Annotated in this window: 20 protein-coding genes; 10 read left to right on the top strand and 10 right to left on the bottom strand. The window is 67.6% G+C overall.

Going from position 1 to position 16215, the window contains the following annotated elements; genetic code table 11:
• The first annotated feature begins 56 nt into the window (after positions 1–56).
• Together F1D05_RS04400 and F1D05_RS04395 are read left to right on the top strand one after the other, a co-directional pair.
• A complete protein-coding gene (locus tag F1D05_RS04400; RefSeq protein ID WP_185446126.1) occupies positions 57–707 on the top strand; it encodes an SDR family oxidoreductase in 651 nt (216 codons plus the stop codon).
• A 31-nt stretch (positions 708–738) separates the two neighbouring features.
• Positions 739–1185 (top strand): OsmC family protein, encoded by a 447-nt coding sequence (locus F1D05_RS04395; protein ID WP_185446125.1) that lies wholly within the window; start codon positions 739–741, stop codon positions 1183–1185.
• Here F1D05_RS04395 and F1D05_RS04390 read toward each other — a convergent pair.
• Genes F1D05_RS04390 through F1D05_RS04380 form a run of 3 tightly spaced genes read right to left on the bottom strand, consistent with a single transcriptional unit; the run spans position 1176 to position 2811 of the window.
• On the bottom strand, positions 1176–1451 hold the full coding sequence (locus F1D05_RS04390) for a MazG nucleotide pyrophosphohydrolase domain-containing protein (RefSeq protein ID WP_206686074.1): 276 nt from the start codon (positions 1449–1451) through the stop codon (positions 1176–1178). The two genes, F1D05_RS04395 and F1D05_RS04390, sit on opposite strands and share 10 nt — an antisense overlap.
• A gap of 50 nt (positions 1452–1501) precedes the next feature.
• Positions 1502–2353: a hypothetical protein gene (locus tag F1D05_RS04385; RefSeq protein WP_185446124.1), complete on the bottom strand. Its 852-nt coding sequence runs from the start codon at positions 2351–2353 to the stop codon at positions 1502–1504.
• Entirely contained in the window at positions 2353–2811 is a 459-nt protein-coding gene (locus F1D05_RS04380; protein ID WP_185446123.1) for an Lrp/AsnC family transcriptional regulator, read from the bottom strand. The genes F1D05_RS04385 and F1D05_RS04380 overlap by 1 nt, the downstream gene beginning before the upstream one ends.
• Before the next feature lie 93 nt (positions 2812–2904).
• On the opposite strand from F1D05_RS04380, the gene F1D05_RS04375 reads away from it, so the two are divergent.
• From F1D05_RS04375 to F1D05_RS04365, 3 genes are all read left to right on the top strand, one after another.
• Complete coding sequence (locus F1D05_RS04375; RefSeq protein ID WP_185446122.1) at positions 2905–3747, top strand: LLM class flavin-dependent oxidoreductase; 843 nt, start codon at positions 2905–2907, stop codon at positions 3745–3747.
• Entirely contained in the window at positions 3744–4169 is a 426-nt protein-coding gene (locus tag F1D05_RS04370; protein WP_185446121.1) for a nucleoside deaminase, read from the top strand. The genes F1D05_RS04375 and F1D05_RS04370 overlap by 4 nt, the downstream gene beginning before the upstream one ends.
• 79 nt (positions 4170–4248) lie before the next feature.
• On the top strand, positions 4249–5526 hold the full coding sequence (locus F1D05_RS04365; RefSeq protein WP_185446120.1) for a serine/threonine-protein kinase: 1278 nt from the start codon (positions 4249–4251) through the stop codon (positions 5524–5526).
• Here the strand turns inward: F1D05_RS04365 and F1D05_RS04360 are convergent.
• A complete protein-coding gene (locus F1D05_RS04360; protein WP_185446119.1) occupies positions 5513–7450 on the bottom strand; it encodes a vWA domain-containing protein in 1938 nt (645 codons plus the stop codon). The two genes, F1D05_RS04365 and F1D05_RS04360, sit on opposite strands and share 14 nt — an antisense overlap.
• Before the next feature lie 85 nt (positions 7451–7535).
• Between F1D05_RS04360 and F1D05_RS04355 the strand changes: the two genes are divergently transcribed.
• Positions 7536–8072: a helix-turn-helix domain-containing protein gene (locus F1D05_RS04355; protein WP_185446118.1), complete on the top strand. Its 537-nt coding sequence runs from the start codon at positions 7536–7538 to the stop codon at positions 8070–8072.
• A 49-nt stretch (positions 8073–8121) separates the two neighbouring features.
• Here F1D05_RS04355 and F1D05_RS04350 read toward each other — a convergent pair whose 3' ends face one another.
• Positions 8122–8982: an LppU/SCO3897 family protein gene (locus tag F1D05_RS04350; protein WP_185446117.1), complete on the bottom strand. Its 861-nt coding sequence runs from the start codon at positions 8980–8982 to the stop codon at positions 8122–8124.
• Positions 8983–9144: 162 nt separating this feature from the next.
• Positions 9145–10095: a helix-turn-helix transcriptional regulator gene (locus tag F1D05_RS04345; RefSeq protein ID WP_185446116.1), complete on the bottom strand. Its 951-nt coding sequence runs from the start codon at positions 10093–10095 to the stop codon at positions 9145–9147.
• A gap of 137 nt (positions 10096–10232) precedes the next feature.
• On the opposite strand from F1D05_RS04345, the gene F1D05_RS04340 reads away from it, so the two are divergent.
• Positions 10233–11291 carry an aldo/keto reductase gene (locus F1D05_RS04340; protein WP_185446115.1) on the top strand — a complete coding sequence of 353 codons (1059 nt, stop codon included), beginning with the start codon at positions 10233–10235 and terminating at the stop codon, positions 11289–11291.
• A gap of 116 nt (positions 11292–11407) precedes the next feature.
• Here the strand turns inward: F1D05_RS04340 and F1D05_RS04335 are convergent, their stop codons facing one another.
• From F1D05_RS04335 to F1D05_RS04320, 4 genes are all read right to left on the bottom strand, one after another.
• Positions 11408–12103, bottom strand: a complete 696-nt coding sequence (locus F1D05_RS04335) for a VOC family protein (RefSeq protein ID WP_185446114.1) — start codon at positions 12101–12103, stop codon at positions 11408–11410.
• A 51-nt stretch (positions 12104–12154) separates the two neighbouring features.
• Complete coding sequence (locus F1D05_RS04330; RefSeq protein ID WP_185446113.1) at positions 12155–13357, bottom strand: RNA polymerase sigma factor; 1203 nt, start codon at positions 13355–13357, stop codon at positions 12155–12157.
• 6 nt (positions 13358–13363) lie between these two features.
• Complete coding sequence (locus F1D05_RS04325; protein WP_185446112.1) at positions 13364–13774, bottom strand: YciI family protein; 411 nt, start codon at positions 13772–13774, stop codon at positions 13364–13366.
• 258 nt (positions 13775–14032) lie between these two features.
• Positions 14033–14719 carry a Type 1 glutamine amidotransferase-like domain-containing protein gene (locus F1D05_RS04320; RefSeq protein WP_185446111.1) on the bottom strand — a complete coding sequence of 229 codons (687 nt, stop codon included), beginning with the start codon at positions 14717–14719 and terminating at the stop codon, positions 14033–14035.
• 147 nt (positions 14720–14866) lie between these two features.
• Between F1D05_RS04320 and F1D05_RS41790 the strand changes: the two genes are divergently transcribed.
• From F1D05_RS41790 to dnaN, 3 genes are read left to right on the top strand one after another with little or no spacing between them, the layout of a single operon-like run.
• Positions 14867–14998 (top strand): hypothetical protein, encoded by a 132-nt coding sequence (locus F1D05_RS41790; protein WP_281388906.1) that lies wholly within the window; start codon positions 14867–14869, stop codon positions 14996–14998.
• Between the two features lie 54 nt (positions 14999–15052).
• Positions 15053–15244 carry a hypothetical protein gene (locus F1D05_RS42805; RefSeq protein ID WP_185446110.1) on the top strand — a complete coding sequence of 64 codons (192 nt, stop codon included), beginning with the start codon at positions 15053–15055 and terminating at the stop codon, positions 15242–15244.
• Entirely contained in the window at positions 15216–16169 is a 954-nt protein-coding gene (dnaN, locus tag F1D05_RS04310) for a DNA polymerase III subunit beta (RefSeq protein WP_281388963.1), read from the top strand. The genes F1D05_RS42805 and dnaN overlap by 29 nt, the downstream gene beginning before the upstream one ends.
• Positions 16170–16215 lie beyond the last annotated feature (46 nt).

Below are 16215 nucleotides of genomic sequence, written 5' to 3'. Positions count from 1 at the left end.
TGTTCGGACGCAAGGGGTGCCTGGTGTGTGGACCGTCGACAGTTAGGCTCGGGGGTATGCGAGTTGTTATTGCGGGTGGACATGGACAGATCGCGCTGCGGTTGACCAAGCTGCTGGCCGCCGGTGGTCATGAGGCGGTCGGGCTGGTGCGGAATCCGGCGCACGAGGCCGACATCGCCGATGCTGGTGGCACTGCCGCGGTATTGGATCTCGAGAAAGCCGACCTCGCCGCGGTTGCCGAAGTACTGGCTGGTGCTGACGTCGCGATCTTCTCCGCCGGAGCCGGGCCGGGCAGCGGGAACGATCGCAAGGACACGGTCGACCGTGGCGCCGCGGCGTTGTTCGCCGAGGCAGCTGAGCGCGCCGGCGTACGAAGGCACATCCAGGTCGGCTCGATGGGCGCGGACCGCGTCGACGAGCTGGACCCGGATGACGGCTTCACGATCTACCTCCGTGCGAAGAAGGCGGCCGAGGACGACCTGCGCGGCCGCGACCTGGACTGGACCATCCTGCGCCCGGGAGCGCTCACCAACGATCCCGGCACCGGATTGGTCCTGATCGCCGACAAGACCGGCCGCGGCAGCGTCACCCGCGACGACGTGGCCGCCGTTCTTGCCGGACTCTGCGAAACCCCGGCCTCGATCGGCCGGACCCTGGAACTCATCGCCGGCGAGACACCCATCGCCGCCGCGCTGAGCAACCTCTGACAGTTGCTATCAGCAACAGATTGTGACGGACATGGGCGACGACAGCCTCCGGTCGATCAACTTCGAACGCACCGCGAACAGCAAGTATCTGGTCCACAACGTTCGCGGCGGCACGCTGTCCGTCGGATCGGGTGGTGAGACCGACACCGATTTCACCCCGGTGGAACTGCTGCTGGCCGCGATCGGCGCCTGCTCCGCGATCGATGTCGACGTCGTGGTGAGCCGCCGGGCCGAGCCGACCGAGTTCAGCGCGGTCGTGCGCGGCGACAAGATCCGCGACCCCGAGCAGGGCAACCGGATGGAGAACCTCGCCGTCGAGTTCACCATCCAATTCCCCGAAGACGAAGCCGGCGACAAGGCACGCGAGGCCCTACCCCGAGCGGTCAAGATGTCCCACGACCGCCTCTGCACAGTCAGCCGCACAGTAGAACTAGGCACCCCGATCCACACCACCGTCGTCGAAACCCCTCAGAGCTGACCCTCCATCTCACCCATGGTCCGGACGAACGCGCTCTCCAGGTCGACCTCGTAGGCATCCGCAAGCACGATCACCGACCAGAGGCAGTCGGCCAGCTCATGGGCGAACGCCTCGTCGAGGTCGGCTCGCGGACGCACGCCTTCCTTGCCCTGGACAAGCTTCGCGAGATCCCCGACGTCGCCGAGGAACCCCAGCATCAGTTCCTCGCGCGACCAGCTCCGCCCGTACCTCCGCTCCTCGAACGCCGCATACTTCCGTCGAACCACCCGGGCCCTGATCCACCAGCTCCGCGAACTCCATCCAGCGACGGTAGCGGTCAGGTGGTGATGGTGTGGCGGGTTAGGTGCCAGCCGGGGGTTCGGGTGGAGCGGAGGATTTCTTGGGTGGTGCGGATCTTGCGGGGGCTCATCCAGGATTGGGAGGGTTTGTGGAGGGCCCAGCCGGCGCCGAGGGTGACGGCCGCGTGCTGTACCGCACGGTTGTTGTCGCGCCAGACGAGCACAGTGCCCGGTACTTCGTCGCGCCCACCGCGCGTGGTGTGCTGATCAAGCCACGCGTCGAACGGTTCCCGCAGCATCCATTCCTCGGCTGCACCGTCAACCCCGGCCGCCGCCATCACCGTGCCGAAGCAGTTCGGTCCGCTCCCGTCCGGAAACGTCCCGGCCAGTTCTCTGGCGCGGGGGAGCGCTCCATCGGACGCGGACCACACAGACGTCGGTACTGCGCGATGCCGGCTCGGCCCGAAATCCTCACTCACGATGCGGGGGAGAACAACGGGAGCGACGTCACGTAGTACGGACTTCCACCAGACGAACCGATGCCCGTCTGCCTGCTGTGCGATGTCCTGCCCGAGCACCTCCCGCCAGGCGCGAACAGTCGGTACTGCGTCTCGGTCATGCGTCACCTGTGCACGCACCAACGCGCCTCGGGTCTGCCGCGGCAGTTCCATGAACCCCGCCTCGTCCAGCCAGACCGACTTCAACCGGCTGTCCAGGTTGTACGTCCGGTAGGTATCGCGCAGTTGCTTGTCGGGTTCCGCCGGCTCAGGCGACAACGACCACGCCTTGGCCTGCTTCGCTGTCACGAAGAAGGGCTGCCGATCCGGAGCGAGCCAATCGACCCACGAATTCAGCAGTCCGGGCGAAACCTCGATGTCGAGGACGTGCATCAAACCTCCGGCGGCGGCCCTTGCGGCCCCCGATAGGGCTGCGTCTGGCTGTACACGAGATTCGTAGTCGTACTCCCGAACTCGGTCAACTCGTTTACCAGCTGTTCGAGATGCGCCATCGACCCGGCCGCGACCTTCAACGTGTAGCAGTCGTCGCCGGTCGTCCGCAGACATTCGAGGAACTCGAACCGCTCCGCGAGCAGCTTCCGCAGCGGCTCATGCTTGTTCCCGGGATACTTCAGCCGTACTACGGCCAGCACGGCGAACCCGACCTTGGCCAGGTCGATGTCGGCCCGGTACCCGCTGATGATCCCGGCCGTCTCCAGTCGCTTCACCCGCTCGGTGGTTGCCGAAGCGCTCAGGTTCACCCGGCGACCCAGTTCGGTCAGCGGGATCCGTCCGTCGCGTTGCACCTCGACCAGGATGGCCCAGTCGGTCGGATCGAGAGTCTCGGTCATCCAGCCAAGATACCGGTAATTCCCCGGCGGAGAGCGCGTCATACCGGGAGGAGTCTCTTCAGAACGACCATTCCGGCTGGATAGCCTTACGGGGTGGAAATCGGCGTGAACGTTCCCAACTTCGGTCCCGGCACGGACCCCGGCCGCCTCCGCGACTGGGCCCGGACGGTCGAAGGCCTCGGCTACGACCTGCTGATGGTGTCCGACCACGTCGCCATCACGCCCGACGTCGCCGGGCAATATCCGGCGCCCTTCTACGAACCCTTCACCGCATTGAGCTGGCTGGCCGGCGTCACCGAGAAGGTCAAGCTCGGCACCACGGTGCTGATCGCGCCTTACCGGCATCCCCTTCTGGTCGCCCGGATGGCGGCGAACCTCAACCAGCTGAGCGGCGGCCGCTTCGTTCTCGGCGTCGGGTCCGGCTGGGCGAAGCAAGAGTTCGAGGCGCTCGGCGTCGACTTCACTCAGCGCGGAAGGCTGACCGACGAGCTGCTCCGCGCCGTCCGCGACGCGTGGGAGAACGACGCCGACTACCGCAGCGGCGACATCCCGATCTGGGTCGGTGGACTCAGTACCGCGGGGATGCGGCGAGCGGTCCGCCTCGGCGACGCGTGGCATCCGCTGCGGCAGTCGATGGAGTGGATGCGGAACGGCCTCGACCAGCTCGCGAAGATCGCCGAGAACGAGCAGAGAGCGCTCCCCGCGTTCACACCGCGGATCTTGCTCAGGCTGACTCCCGAACCGCTGACCGATCGGGTCGCCGGTGAGGGCTCGATCGACCAGGTGATCGGCGATCTCGAGGAACTCCGGACGCTCGGCGCCGTGGCCGTAGTACTGGATCCGTTCATCGGCGATCCAGCAGAGACCGAACGGCCGGAAACGGCCTGGCACGCGCTGGCCACAGTCAGGGCGCATCTAGGAACGGAGAAGAAGTGACCTCATCGGAAGAAGGCTTCCTGCGGAGGGCCATCGAACTGGCCGCGGCGGCCCGCGAGTCCGGCAATCCGCCCTTCGGGTCGATCCTGGTCGGCCCCGACGGGTCGGTGGTTGCCGAGGACAACAACACGAGCATCACCGACAACGACATCAGCGCGCACCCCGAGCTCAAGCTCGCCAAGTGGGCCGCCCGCGAACTATCGCCGGAGGTCGCCGCCAGGACCACGATGTACACGAGTTGCCAGCCGTGCGGCATGTGCACCGGCGCGATCGAGCGCTCGGGGCTCGGCCGGGTCGTCTACGCGCTGTCCGGCGAGCAGCTGAACGGGCTCAAGCCGGGTGGTGGGTTCGCGCCCGTAGTACAGGACGGGCCTGCCTTGTACGACGAGGCGAGCGCCGTGGTGAAGGGGTACTACAACTGACCTGGGGTGGCCCCCAGCTCGCGAGGGACCGAACAGCCTGGCAAGGTATGCGGGGTCCCGCGCGAGAGGAGAGCCACCGGTGCCAGATGTGTTCGCCGGCCGGTTCGAACTCATCGATCCTGTCGGCTCAGGCGGGACCGGTACCGTCTGGCGCGCCTGGGATCGTCGCCTCCAACGGCTCTGCGCGGCCAAGGTCCTCCGTCAGCGGCATGCCGGCGCGCTGCTGCGGTTCGTCCGCGAGCAGGGTCTGCGGCTGGAGCACCCGAACGTCCTCAGCCCGTACAGCTGGGCCGCCGAGGACGATCAGGCTCTGCTCGCCATGGACCTGGTCGGTGGCGGGTCGCTTAGCAACCTGGTCGCCGACTTCGGCGCTTTGCCGGAGCGCTACGCCGCGGAATTGCTCGCTCAGGTGCTGACCGCGTTGGAGCAGGTCCACGCCGCCGGAGTCGTCCACCGCGACGTGAAGCCTGCGAACCTGTTGCTCGAGACAACAGGCACCGCCCTGCCCGTACTGCGCTTGAGCGACTTCGGCATCGCGCTGTCACTGGGGGAGCCCCGTCTCACTCAACAAGGCGCGGTCGTCGGTACTCCGGGATATGTCGCGCCTGAGGTGCTTGCGGGCGATCCACCGGCTGTCGCGCAGGACCTGTACGCGGCTGGCGTGACCGGCTGGCAGTTGCTGACTGGCGAAGAACCACCAGCCACCGGCTTGCTGCCATCGCGGCCTGCTGGCTCCGCGGGCAGTGTCGTCTGGGATGTCATCGAAGGATTGGTGCGAGCCGAACCGGCCGAACGGGTGGAATCGGCGTCTGCAGCCTTGAGCGCACTTGCTCCAGCTCTCGTGGATCCTGTGCAGATCCCGGCGTATACCGCTGATGGCGAGCTGATCGAGGTCTTCGACCAACTGCCGGCACTCCGACCGGCGTACCAGGCGCTCGCTGCACCACCTCAACCTGAACCTCAGCCGGTCAAGCACCCGCCGCCGGTCGTGCACCCGAAGCCGGTCGTGCCTACTACCGCCCTCGCGAAACGCGGCCCAGTTCGCCGACGCGTAGTACTGGCCGGTGCGGGCTTGGCGGGACTAGCGGCGGCCGGCGTAGTTGCAGTACTCCTGCTCAACGGACCGGACACCGGTGGCGGCTCACCCTCGCCACCGGGTAGTTCACCAACAAGCACTCCGCCCACAACGCCCGAGACCATCCCCACCGGCCCGGTCACTCCTGCGCCCAACCCACAGGTGAAGCTCGGCGGTGTCTGCGGCTGGCAGGAGGCCGGCGGAATCGAGACGACCGCCGACGGCACCCGGGTCGAGTGCCGTCGGCAAGGATCGTCCTACCGCTGGATCAAGGCCGGGTAGGCCAGTTCTGCCCCGGGCCGTTCGGGTACGTCGGCGGCGCCGGCGGCTTGCGACGCTGGATCACCAGCACGACACCCACACCCACCGCGGCCAGCACCAACACCAAGCCGAGAAGAATCCAAGGCAGCGCCGAGGAGGAGTCGTCCTTGGCCGGCTGGACGTCACCGACCTTGTCACCGGCTTCCGTTGCCGGGCTCGAAGGCGTCGAGTCGGAGGCAGTCGGGGTCGGCGTGGGCGTCGCCTCGGTGTCACCGGCCGCGCCGTACTCCGGCCCGGCAACCTTGTCGCCTGCTACTGCCACGTCGATCGTCACCGGCAGGCCGCCCGGCGAGTCCTCACCGAAGGCCGTACCGAGCTTGGCCACGATGTAGTACCACCCGTCGACGCTGGACTTCCGGACCGTCTGCTCGGCCGAGTTCCGGTTCAGATAGGCCGTTCGCGGCGTCGCGATCGGCTTCCCGTCGGAGGGCAGGATCTGGGTGCTGCCGGTGTAGGCGGTGGTGTCGGACTTGATGTCGGCGCGAACCGGGCTGTACAGAGCGGTCCGGATATTGGCCGTCGGACCCTTCGGTACGCCGCCGAAGGTGACCCGGTAGGCCAGGCCCTGCCCCCAGTCGAGCTTCACCCGGTAGAAGAGCTCCTCGCCGTAGTAGATGGTTTCGCCGTACCGGCCGGATCCGTCGAGCGTGGTCGCCTCGTTGAACGAGCCTCCCGCGCGAACGGGCTTCACGGCGCCGGCCGGCTGCTGGGCGAAGCCGACCAGGTTCTGCTGCGCTTCCTCGCCCAGACTTCCCGTCACCGGGGGCTCGACCCGCAGCTGGATCTCGACCGGCACCCGGTCGGTGCCACCCTGGTTGGCATCGCGAGTGACCTTGAAGACGTACTTGCCCGGCACACTGCAGGCCTTCGTCTTGCTCGACCCGGCGGCCAGGCCGTTCCAGGTCAGCACCGAGGTCAGCGAGCCGCCGTCCCGGGCCCGGGTGTTGAGGTTGCGCTCGGAGGTGTAGCAGTCCGCGCCACCGGGTCCGGTGATCCTGACGTCGACAACCTCGATATCGCGCGGGTTGCCGCGCGGGAAGACCGCCGTCGCCGCGAAGTACGCCGTCTCGCCGGCCTTCAGGTCGGCTGCGTAGAAGCGCTCCTCGACCGGATCGATGGTGTCCAGGTACTGGCCTGGTTCGAGGGTCGGCGCGGTGAACGGATCCTTGGTGCCGGTGACCGGCTTTCCGGTCGGCTCGTAGTGCCGCAGGGCGCGTTCCGTCACCCGGCCGAGGACACCGAGCAGCGAATCGGCGTCGCTGGCGTCGTGGTACGTACCGCCGGTGTTCTGTGCGATGCAGGCGAGCTGAGCGCGGGCCTTCGCATCGACCCGGAAGCCGATCGCGTGCACGTGCAGGTCGACGCCTTGCTGGTGGAGCTCCTTGGCCACGTCGCAAGGTTGCGGCGGGGCGCAGGTGTCCTCGCCGTCGGAGACCAGTACGACGGAGCGCTGGCCCTCCTTCGGCAGCTGGGCGGCCGCCGTCCGAAGGGCCTGGCCGATCGGGGTGTAACCGCTGGCCTTGGTCGCGCTGACCGCACGCTTGAGGGCGGCCTTGTCGACGGTCTGGACCGGCTGAACGACTCGGACGTCGCGACAACCTGCTGCCTTCTCGGCGCCGCTCGAGCCCGTTCCCGCGCCGTAGATGGCGAGTCCGACCTGCGCCTGGGCGGGCAGGCCGTCGACCATCGAACCGACGGCTCGCTTGGCCGCGTCCATCCGGGTGCCGGTGCCGCCGGCGTCCCGCGCGGTCATCGAGCCGGACGAGTCCAGCACGACCATCACCGGCGACAGTTCGCCTTCGGCGGCGGCCGTAGGTGCGTTCGCGAACGAGAATGCGGCGGCGAGGGCCGAGACGGCCGCGAGAGCGGCGAAGCGTCGTATCATGGCGTCTCCAGGAGCTTTGAGGCTTGAACAAGCACGAACCTAACGTTTGCATCTGCAATTTGCAAACAGGAATCGCGGAGGCGTTGTGACCGACGTACACGCCCGGAACCTCGACCTGCAGAGGGAATGGTACGGAGAGTCGCTGGGGGAGCGGTTCCGGCGGCTGCTGGACCGGCTCGACCTCTCCCAAGCCCAGCTCGCCGCGGTCCTCGGCCTGTCCGCACCGATGCTGTCGCAGTTGATGTCCGGACAGCGGGCCAAGATCAGCAATCCGGCCGTGTTGTCGAGATTGCTCCAGCTCGAGACGGAGGTGGCAGCGCCCGGCTGGAAGGCGTTGCCCCGACTGGAGCAGGAACGCCGGCTCGCCGAGATCCGGGCCGCCCAGCAATCCACCCTGAGTGTCCCGGCACGACCCATCGTGGAGCCTCCGACCGACACGAGTGATCCGGTCGCGGTCATCCAGTCACTTCTCCGCGATGTCGCTTCGGCAGCCGACCTGGAGGGTGCCGCCGAACTGCTGGAGCCGCGCTACCCCGATCTCGCCGAAGCCTTGCGGGTCCTCGGCGCCGGCCGAACCCAGGAGGCCCGCGCGTACTACGCGCGCATCACCTTCGGCCGATGACCTTCCCCCGGACCACCGGCTGACCGGCCGGCCCGGAGGAAGAATCTCGCTACTTCGGTGCGAGGCAGAGCGTGTAGCCGCTGGAACGGCCTTCCTCGGTGTACGCGACGGTGTAGCCCTCGAACTGCTCACACTGATCGCTGTTCGTCGAGTCGCTGAGCTTGCCGACAACCTTGTACTCCGCGTCGCCGGAACCGCAGTCGACGACCTTCACGTTCGGGCTGCTGATCGTGCCCTTGTTCTGGATGCAGTCGCCGACACCCGCGGACGACGGCGAGCTCTGGCTGCTCCAGATCAGCAGCGCGATCACCGCGATCGGGAGCAGGAACCCGAGGATGGCGGGCCGCAGGAAAAGCGGCTTCCCCATGTCCATCGGCTGACCCGGCGCACCCGGCATCGGCTCCGGCAGCTGCTTGAACTTGAGCCGGGTCGGGATGTTGATCAGCATCGTGATCGGGTTGATGATCGACGACCCGATGCCCCACCAGCCCTGCCAGAGGCTCTTCGCGGTCATGTTGCGGACGGTCGCGATACCGCAGGTGCGGCAGAACGGCCCTTCCAGCTTCAGGAAGCGCATCATGATCAGGAAGCCCTGGTGACCGCGAACGGTCGCCTGCACGGCCGGCATCCCACCACAGAAGCGGCACTGGATCGCACCCTGCGGATAGGCAGGCATGCCCTGCGGCTGCTGCCCCTGCTGCGGGAAGCCCTGCCCGAACTGCGGCTGATCTTGCGGCTGTCCCGACGGCGGGACGCCGGGCTGCCCGTACTGCGGTTGGTCGTACTGAGGCTGCCCCGGCTGGGGCTGTGTGTACTGCGGGAACTGGTCTTGCGGGGGACCGTATCCACCACCGGCGCCGGGCTGCGCCGCGTAGGGATCGTGAGGGGACTGAGGAGGGGTAGTGGTCACGGGATTCCTGTTGCTCGGACGGGACAAATCGACCACCGCACCCTACTCACGCGAAGCGGTCACCAAGGCCTTCCGGCAGGAAACGTTGACCGGCCCTGGACAAACTTGCACAACCGGTCACCGGCCGACCTCCAACGGTGAAAGCACCAGCACTTTCGAGGCTCAAGAATCGCTTCGATAGCGGTCGACCAGTTCCTGGCCGAGGCGAACCAGTTCCGCCTGGACCGACGGAGGCTCGAGCACCTCGAGCTGACCGCCCCAACCGGCCAGGTGCTGGGCGATCATCAGGGGAGTAGGAGCAGTGACCTCGATCTTGACCCGCCCGTCGCCCACCGGGCCGATCACTTCGCAGTGCCTGCCGAGACGATCCTGCATCACCCACAGGAACCGCTCCTGCATCAGGACCGTCGCCGTCAGCAGGGACCGGTTCTGCTCCATCTCCTCGACAACGCGCGCCCAGGCCGTCGCCAGATCGAAGTCGGCCGGGCGTTCCGCGGGCAGATCCGTCAGCTCCGTATCGGTGATCCGCTCCACCCGGAAGGTGCGCTGCCCCTTCTCGGTACCGGCGATCAGGTACCAGATGTCGTCCTTGTCCACGAGCCCGAGCGGATCGACCAATCGCTCCGACCCGGTGCGACCGCGCCCGGCGTACGTGAGTCGCACTTTCACCCGCCGTACGACGGCCTCTTGAAGCCGCCGGACCATCTCGGGCCGCTCCTTGATGTGCTCACCCCACCGCGCCGGATCGATCACGACGGCTTCGGCCGCCGCCTCGGCATCCGCGCGGAACGTGTCAGGCAGCGCCCGCACCAACTTCCGCAGCGCGGCCTTCGCCTCAGGCGCGACAGCCGCAGCAGGCCCGACCAGCAGGAACAATGCCTGAGCCTCGGTCGCACTCAACCCGCTCAAATCCGTCCGCGCCCCACCCAGCAACGACCATCCGCCGTTGCGGCCCGGCTGTGGATAAACGGGAATCCCGGCAGTCGACAACGCCTCGAGATCCCGCCGCGCCGTGGCCACGGAAATCTCCAGCTCCCTGGCCAACTCACCCGCCGTCACCCGCCCCCGCGACTGCATCAGCAACAACGTCGCAACCAGCCGATCCGCTCGCATCCCCCCATCCTCCCAAACAAACTACTCACCCGCTGAGCACTTATCCCCGACGCGGCGCGGCCGGTGGGCAGGGTTGACCTAGAGCGAGGTCTAGCTCCTAGGTTTGCGGCACGGCTTACGAACTGAGGAGTCTTTCGATGCGTTATCGCAGGCTTGGTGTTACCGGGATCGAGGTCAGTGCGCAGTGTCTGGGCGCGATGATGTTCGGTGCGGTCGGCAATCCCGATCACGAGGACAGCGTCCGGATCATTCATGCCGCGCTGGAGCAGGGCATCAACTTCGTCGACACCGCCGACATGTACTCCGGTGGCGAGAGCGAGGAGATCGTCGGCAAGGCGCTGCAAGGTCGTCGCGATGACGTCGTTCTCGCGACCAAGGGGCATTTCCCGCTTACCGAAGACGCGCTCAATCGCAGTGGGAACTCGCGGCGCTGGATCACGCGTGCCGTCGAGGACAGCCTGCGCCGGCTCGGTACCGACTGGATCGATCTCTACCAGATTCACCGGCCGGACCCGGCGACCGATATCGAGGAGACGCTCTGGGTGCTGAGCGATCTCGTCAGCCAGGGCAAGATCCGCGCGTTCGGGTGCTCCACCTTCCCGGCCGAGGAGATCGTCGAGGCGTACCACGTCTCCGAGCGGCGCGGGTACGGCAAGTTCCGCACCGAGCAGCCGCCGTATTCGATCGTCACTCGCGGCATCGAGCGCTCGCTGCTGCCGACCGCCCAGCGGCTGAACATGGGCGTGCTGACCTGGAGCCCGCTGGCATCCGGCTTCCTGTCGGGCAAGGTGCGCAAGAACCAGCCGGTGGACCTGGAGTCGGGACGGGCTGCCTTGACTCCGCACCGGTTCGATCCCGCGTTGCCTGCCAATGCGGAGAAGTTCGAGGCTGTCGAGCAGTTGATCCAGGTCGCCGACGACCTCGGCCGGACGCTGCCCGAGCTCGCGCTGGCGTTCGTCTCGTCGCACCCGGCGGTCACGTCGGTGATCATCGGGCCGCGCACGATGGACCAGCTGACCGGCCTGCTCAAGGGCGCCGAACTGACGCTCGACGACGAGGTCCTGGACCGGATCGACGAGATCGTCCCGCCCGGCACCGACCTGCACCACTACCAGTCGGACGGCCTCTGGCAGTCGCCCGCCCTCACCGACGCCACCAAGCGTCGCCGCCCCACCTCGGACCGCGCCGCGGCCTAGGCCGCACGGCGCGCACCTTGTACTCCGACGCCCACCGACACCCGGAGTACAAGGTGCCAGGCCTCGTACGACGGGCGCGGGCCGACACCTCGCAGTACAAGGTGGTGGTTGACCTACTAGGCCGGGACTACGGAGAACTCGTTGCCGTCGGGGTCGAGCATTGCCACGACGTCGCCCTGGCTGTCGACGCGGGTCGCGCCGAGTGCGACGAGTCGGTCGACCTCCGCCTGCTGATCACCGTCGGCCGCGAGCTCGTAGGCCAGCCGGTTCTTCGCGGTCTTCTCGCGCACCGGCGGTCCGCCCCAGCTGATCTTCGAACCACCCTGCGCCGACTGGATCGCGGTCTCCTCGTTCTCGTCCCAGACCAACGGCCAGTCCAGCGCCTTGCTCCAGAAGTACCCGACTGCTTGCGATCCGTCGGACGAGAACGCCCCGATGACGCCCGTGTCCGCGAGGAAGTTGTTGCCCGGCTCAACGACACAGAACTCGTTGCCCTCAGGATCCGCGAGTACGACATCCTTCTCTTCCGGAAGCTGGCCGATGTCGATGTGCCGGCCACCGAGTTCGAGCGCCCTAGCCACGATCTGCTGCTGGTCCTCGAGCGACTTGCTGGTCAGGTCGAAGTGCATCTGGTTCGGCTCGGTCTTCTTCTCCTCGGTCGAGGTGAAACGAATCGCGAACCCGGAGTCGTCGTTCGCCAGCAGCGTGATCCCGTCGTCCGCCACCTTGCGGCCGATCACCCCGGCCCAGAACTGCGCAAGGCGAGTCGGATCGTTAGCATCGAAGCTCAGCGTCACAAGGTGAGAGGTCATCCAGTGACGCTAAGCGCTCAGAAGGCCAGCACGCAACGGATATAGACGCGCTCAACCGGCAGCGGCTCGGGTGCGGGCGGCCTGACGGACGAGGTGGTCCCGCTCGGCAACATTCGTCGCGCGGTGGGCGGCTTCGGCGTACGCCGTGGCTGCTGCCGGCAGGTCGCCGTCGAGTTCGTGGAGGTGCCCGCGTACGGCGTACCACCTGTGGCGCTCGCCGATGACCTCCTGCAGCCGTTCCGTCTCGCGCAGCCCGGCGGCGGCGCCTTCGACATGACCGACCGCGACCGCCCGCCCGAGCACGGCGGCGGGGGACTGGCGTACGGGATCCTCGGTGAGCGCGACCAGGTCGTCGTACCAGGCGAGGATCTGCTGCCAGTCGGTCTCCTCGGCGCTCGCCGCGTCATCGTGAAGTGCGGCGATCGCGGCTTCGATCTGATAGCGACCTGGTGGGCGATCGTCGGTCTGCAGTTCGAGCGCCGACTGCAGGACGCGCACGCCTTCAGCGATCTCGTGGGTGCACCACAGAGTGCGATCTTGCCGATCGAGCGTCACGATCCGGCCCTCGGAATCGAGCCGCGCCAGCCGCCGGGCATGGTTCAGCAACATCAGCGCGAGCAACCCGCGCGCCTCCGGCTCGTCGGTGGCCAGCGTGAGTTGCCGGGCCAGCCGGATCGCCTCCGCGGCCAGGTCGACCCGGCCCGCATGGCCGGCTGTGTAAACGAGATAGAGCACCCGCAGTACGACGGCGAGGTCGCCCGGCCGATTCAGCCGCTGTCCCCGCAACGTGCGCTTGGCGCGGCTGATCCGCTGCGCCATCGTTGCCTCCGGCACGTAAAAGGCGTCGGCGATCTCCCGGGTGGTGAGGCCGCCGACGGCGCGCAGCGTCAGCGTCACTTGCGAGGCCGGCGCGAGATCGGGATGGCAGCAACAGAAGAGCAGGAAGAGGGTGTCATCGCCTTCCTCGGCGGCACCAGGCTCCGGTTCGTCGTACGTCGTCTCCTGGCGGCGGCTACGGGCGATCTCGCTGCGGCGCGCGTCGATCAGCCGCCGGGTCGCGACGGTCGTCAGCCACCCGTGCGGGTTGTGCGGCGGGTCGTCCGGCCAGACCCGGAGCGCATCCAGCAGCGCCTCCTGGAGCGCGTCTTCGGCGGCATCGAAATCCTCGCCACGTCGTACCAGGCCCGCAAGCACCCGGGGGACGAGGGCGCGCAACGCGCCCTCGTCCAACCCTTGCGATGACCCGTCGGTCACGCTTGCTCAGTCATCCGTCGGCGCCTCGGACATGATCTCCCGTACGTCGATCCACTCGTACATCGGTTCGCCGCCGGGACCCGGCTCGGAGGACACGTACGCCGCCAGCTCGAGCGCACGCTCGTACGAGTCGACGTCGATCATGTACCAACCCGCGACCAGGTCGCTCGTCTCGGGAAGCGGGCCGTCGGTGGTGACGGGCGCCGCGTCGGGGCCGCCGTAGCGCACCCACGTACGCGTCGGCGTGAGCGCCTGCGCGTCGACGAACTCACCGTTCTTCTCGAGCAGCTCGCTGACGTGGTGGAGGAACGCCATATGTGCCTCGACGTCCTCCGGCGCCCACTGATCCATCGGAGGCAGCGGCTTGTGCTGCTCCGGGCCGCCGCGATAGTGCTTCAGAAGCAGGTACTTCGGCATGTCGTCTCCTGGTGTCATGGGCCGCGTCTTCACGGCCCTTCACCAGGTGAGCGGAGCCGACCAACACTTCTCGACATCGTGTCGCAGTACCCGAGCCTAAGACCCGGAAAGGCCGGCCGGGGAGACTGGAGCCCGTGACGAGTTCTGAATCGCTGGATCGGGCGGCGGGTGAGGCTGCGGAGACGGAGTACTGGGCTCATCTTTATGGCAGATGCTCCGCGGCGCCGACGCCAACCATCCCTGGCTCGACCTGCTCAACTAGCCGTTGAACAGCCTCCAGTTCCCTTCGGAGATGACCTCGACGGCGCCGTCGACCACCTTGATGGCCGTCTGATCGTCGATGGCGTACGTCGGGACCGGGATCCCGGACGCCCACTTCTCGATGTTGGCCATGGACGCATCCTCCATACCCTCGCGATCGAGGTGCGGATACAGCGTGAAGTCCACCAGCCCCAGCGCCCTGTCGCCGCCCTCCGCCATATCGCTGCCTTCGGGCACGAACTCGAGGTCGAACTCCGCGTCGCAGTTGTAGGGAGTCAGCGCGATGCTCCCGGCGCTCACCCCCACGTAGACCGTCTCGCTCAGTGACGGGAAGAGGTCTGCCAGGCCCGACTGCCGCATCCAGTGGGTCAGGTAAAGGACATCGCCGCCCCAGATGAGCAGGGCATCGGCCTCCTGGACCATCGGGACCCAGTTCTCTTCCCGGATGGTCGGCAGCGCGGTCAGTTCCAGCAGTCCCAAGGACTTCCAGCCCAGCCCGCACAAGGGGTGGTCCTCTTTTCCGAAGATCGCCTGCCACGCCATCCCGGCGCCGCCGGGGAACGGGTAGATGCCGGTCGGAACGAAGAGGGCGCTCGACTCGGCGATCGGCTTGCCCAGCAGCTCGACGAGCGCGTCGGCGATGCTCGGGTTGCGGATGCCCGAGGAAGTGAGAAGAAGTTTCATGAAAACCTTCCCTTCTGGTGGTTCGGAGGCGCCTACTCACACGTACTACGAACACTCCAGCCCCGATCCGACACCACGCCCCAGATTTCTTCAAGAACATCCCCGATACGCGGTGAAAAGCGGCTCTTCGCAGTTGCGGGTGTAACGGTGGTTCGCGCGGTCAAGGTCGCCGCGCTTGCCCAGCTCGGCGTACTGGCTGCGTTGCTGGCCAGGCTGGTCGTGTTTGAGTCGGTGCGGTTCGCGCAGGTGCGGGACGCGCTCAGGCACGGGGGCCACTGACCTTCAAGCTAGCTGAAGGTTCGGCGCCTCGGGTCTGCTCCTAGGCTGCGGCGCGTGCAGCTCGTAGCAGATCAACAGGAGTTCGCGACCGCCGTCGGTTGGGTCGCGAAAGGCCTACCCCATCGGACCAGTACGCCGATCCTTCTCGGCCTCCTGCTCACGGCCGGTCCGGAAGGCGCCACTATCTCCGGCACGGACCACGCGGTGTCGGCCCCGGATCACCCTCCACTGCCAGATCGATGCTGAAGGCACCTGTCTCGTCCCGGGGCGGATGCTCGCAGAGATCACAAAGCTGCTCCCGCCCGGGCTGGTCACGCTCAGCACGGCTGGCCACCGATTCGTCATCTGTTGCGGAGATGCCGTCTACTCTCTTCCCTTGCTGCCACTGGCCGACTACCCGGCAACCGCTTCACCTGAAGCGGAGCATCAGTCGGCGCTTGCTGCCGGCGCGTTCGCCGCGGCTGTCGGGCGAGTCGCTGTCTCCGCCGCGCGGGACGACGTGGTGCCGGCGTTGGCAGGCATCAACCTCAGCTTCTCCGGCGACGCGGTCGAGCTGGCGAGCACCGACCGGTACCGGCTGGGCATCGCGCGGGTCGGGCTGACCGAGCAGGTCGATCCGTTCGAGGTGCTCGTGCCGGCGAAGGCGCTCGGTGAGCTGACCCGCCCGTTTGCCGGCGACGGCGGGCGGCTGCTGCTGTCGCTCACCGCCGAGACGCTGCACCTGCGCAATCTCACCCGCTCGGCTTGGATCCGCACGCTGACCGGCCCCTACCTGCCGTACCGGCGGATCGTTCCCGACCACACCCCGATCAGCGCCACAGTCGACCGCGTGGCCCTGCGAGACGTCGTCAGACGCCTGAGCGTCGTCGCAGCCGGCCTGACCCCGATCTGGCTCGTGTACGGCGTGGGGTCGCTCCGGGTCCGCGCCGGGTCGGACGACGACGCCTCCGGCGCCGAGACCCTAGCCGGCACCGTCACCGGGGCCCCGTTGACAGTCGCGTTCACCGCGCAACTCCTGCTCGACGCGATCAACTCGTTCGACAGCCCGCAGCTGATCACGGCGTACACGGGCGCCTGGAAGCCCGCCGTACTGACGGGTGCCAACGGCAACGGCGAACCGAACGGCGACTACCTGCACGTACTCACGCCCCGCTTGCTTCCCCTGGAATAAGATCCCTACTCGAGACCGGCGGCTTCAGACCCCGCCTACACCCTGG

It is taken from the genome of Kribbella qitaiheensis (assembly GCF_014217565.1).
Taxonomy (GTDB): Bacteria; Actinomycetota; Actinomycetes; order Propionibacteriales; family Kribbellaceae; genus Kribbella; species Kribbella qitaiheensis_A.
Note: the sequence above shows the minus strand (reverse complement) of the source record. Positions and strands in the feature narration are given on the sequence as shown.